General features: G+C 69.3%; 4 protein-coding genes and 1 tRNA gene. 2 read left to right on the top strand and 3 right to left on the bottom strand.

Features of this window, described 5'->3' with window-relative positions; all coding sequences use genetic code 11:
- From D7X55_RS38640 to D7X55_RS38630, 3 genes are all read right to left on the bottom strand, one after another.
- A partial coding sequence (locus D7X55_RS38640) for an Ada metal-binding domain-containing protein (protein ID WP_304988921.1) occupies positions 1-225 on the bottom strand: 225 nt, incomplete at its 3' end.
- Positions 226-367: 142 nt separating this feature from the next.
- A tRNA-Ile gene (locus D7X55_RS38635) sits at positions 368-441 on the bottom strand.
- Positions 442-602: 161 nt separating this feature from the next.
- Entirely contained in the window at positions 603-1,445 is an 843-nt protein-coding gene (locus D7X55_RS38630) for a formate/nitrite transporter family protein (RefSeq protein WP_121725646.1), read from the bottom strand.
- A 100-nt stretch (positions 1,446-1,545) separates the two neighbouring features.
- Between D7X55_RS38630 and D7X55_RS47655 the strand changes: the two genes are divergently transcribed.
- Both D7X55_RS47655 and D7X55_RS38620 read left to right on the top strand, forming a co-directional pair.
- Positions 1,546-1,935 carry a DUF1232 domain-containing protein gene (locus tag D7X55_RS47655; protein ID WP_121725645.1) on the top strand — a complete coding sequence of 130 codons (390 nt, stop codon included), beginning with the start codon at positions 1,546-1,548 and terminating at the stop codon, positions 1,933-1,935.
- Between the two features lie 53 nt (positions 1,936-1,988).
- Positions 1,989-2,274, top strand: a 286-nt coding sequence (locus D7X55_RS38620) for a hypothetical protein (protein WP_147470400.1), incomplete at its 3' end; no start/stop codon positions are given.

The raw sequence follows: 2,274 nt of genomic DNA, 5'->3' as shown, positions 1-2,274 counted from the left end.
GAGACAGGCCTCGGGGCGGCAGCGGAGGCAGGGGCGGAAGCCGGCTTCCTGCGCGGCGGCGGCGGAAGGGTAGAAGGTGCAGTTCTCGAAGCGGGGCGCGCGGGCCGGGCAGATGGGGCGGCAGTAGATGCGCGTCGTCTTCACGGCGGTGAAGAACCGCCCGTCGAAGCGGGAGTCCCGCGTCGTCAGCGCGCGGTAGCAGGCGGTGGGGTCCAGGCCGTCCATGGGGTGAAGGTCACACGGCCGCCCCGGGATGTCTGGCCGTTTTCGGACGTGGACGTCGGCCCGCCACGGAGCCCGGCCGGGCCCCGGCCGGAAATGAAAAAGCCCCGGAATCACTTGGGAAAGTGACTCCGGGGCTGCTTGATGGCCAGGGTCAGACTTGAACTGACTACCTGCGGATTATGAGACCGCCGCTCTAACCAGGTGAGCTACCTGGCCGTGAAGCCCCGCCCGTATACCGGGCCAGGGCCGTCACCGCAAGAACTTCGGACGGGGCCTCCGGGGCTGTTCCTGACAGGGCCGCGGGAGGGTTCACCCGCCCACTTTCCGCCCGGGGCCGGCCGCCTGCCCGGGCGACAGGGGCTCCCGGGCTGGGGGCTTCAAGCGGAGTGCCGCACGTGCCCGTGCTTGAGCAGGGCCACGAAGATGCTTCCGCCCACGGCATTGCCCAGCACGGACAAGAGGAGGAAGCGGCCGAAGTCCGCCACCGAGGCTCCATGGCCGGCGAAGACACCCATCAGAACCTCGACGGCCCCGGCGATGGAGTGGTGCAGGTGGGCCAGGCCGATGGCCAGGGTGATGAGGCCCACCAGGACCACCTGGCTGATCGTCTCCCGGGCGGCGGTCGCAATCCAGGCGACGAGCCCCATCAGCCATCCCGCCATCACCGCGCTCAGGAACAGGGTGCCGGAGGAGTGCTTGATGACGTTGTGGGCCAGCTCTCCGATGGCGGAGCGGTCCATCACGCCCAACGCCGGCCCGAGGTATGCGGCGAAGGCGGAGAACAGGGTGGCGCCCAGCAGATTGCCCGCCAGCACCAGCCCCCACAGGCGCATCAGCTTGAGCACCGGCACCGCACGGTCCAGCACGGGCTGCACGGCCAGGGCGGTGTGCTCGGTGAAGAGCTCCGAGCGCCCCACCACCACCAGGATGAATCCCACCGAGTACCCGAGCGCCAACAGCAGCTCCACGACCGGGCGGCTCAAGACTCCCTTCGTGAGGGTGAGGAGCACCGCCATGAGGAACGGCCCCACGCCAATCTCCAGCCCCGCGGCCAGCGAGGACAGGAGCAGTCCGCGCGCGGGGCGAGCCAGCTCCTGCTTCGCCTGATGGACCTGCTGCGCGAGGATGGTCTCGTAGGACTTCTGTGGCTGCTCCTCGGGCGCATCGTGCCGGGGCCCGGACGAGCCGCCGGTGTCCTCCCGCTGCTTCGGGTCATCCATGGCCGTGATGCTCTCAGTGGGGCGGACGCCGGGCGCGCATCCGTGCATGGACTGTCGCGTGCGTCACGGTACCCCCTGGGGTGACTAAACTTCCGCGACCATGCAGAGCCTGGAACGGTGGAGACAGAAGGTCCGGCAGCTCAAGACGGAGGTGGCGGCGCTCTTCATCGCGGCCCGGCACCCGGGAGTCCCCTGGTACGCGAAGCTCCTCGCGGCGGCGGTGGTCGCCTATGCGCTGAGCCCCATCGACCTCATTCCAGACTTCATCCCGGTCCTCGGCCTGCTGGATGACCTGGTCCTCGTCCCGCTTGGCATTCTTTGGGTCCGCAGGCTCATCCCTCCCGCAGTGCTCGCCGAGTGCCGGGACAGGGCCCGCCAGGAAGCGAACCTGCGCAAGACGAATTGGGCCGCCGGGGCGGTCATCATCGCCCTTTGGGTGCTGCTTGCGCTGCTGTTCGTGCGGTGGCTGCGGCTACAGTGGATGGAATGACGCTCATCCCGCTTCTGGTCGTTGGCCTTGTATCGACAGCAAACGCAGGTGACGTGCCGCGCTCGGGCCGCTTCGGTGCCGGAATCAGTCTGGAGCCCATCTCACTGGGGCCCATTCAGGCGTTCTCGGGCGGCCGGACGGCGGTAGGCATCAGCCTCCAGGCCGCCTTCCAGGTGGATCTCGGTGCCCGGTGGGCGTTCCGCCTGCCGCTGGAGGTGGGGTATGGCGGCTCCGGGGACTCCACCTTCTCCGAGCTGGGCGTCACCCCGGGGCTCCTCTACCGCTGGCGCAGCGATGCGGACCAGCGATGGGTTCCGTACCTCGGGGCCGGGCTGAAGC

This window comes from Corallococcus sp. AB049A (assembly GCF_003668885.1).
Classification (GTDB): Bacteria; Myxococcota; Myxococcia; order Myxococcales; family Myxococcaceae; genus Corallococcus; species Corallococcus interemptor.
This window is presented reverse-complemented; position numbering and strand designations above follow the sequence as displayed.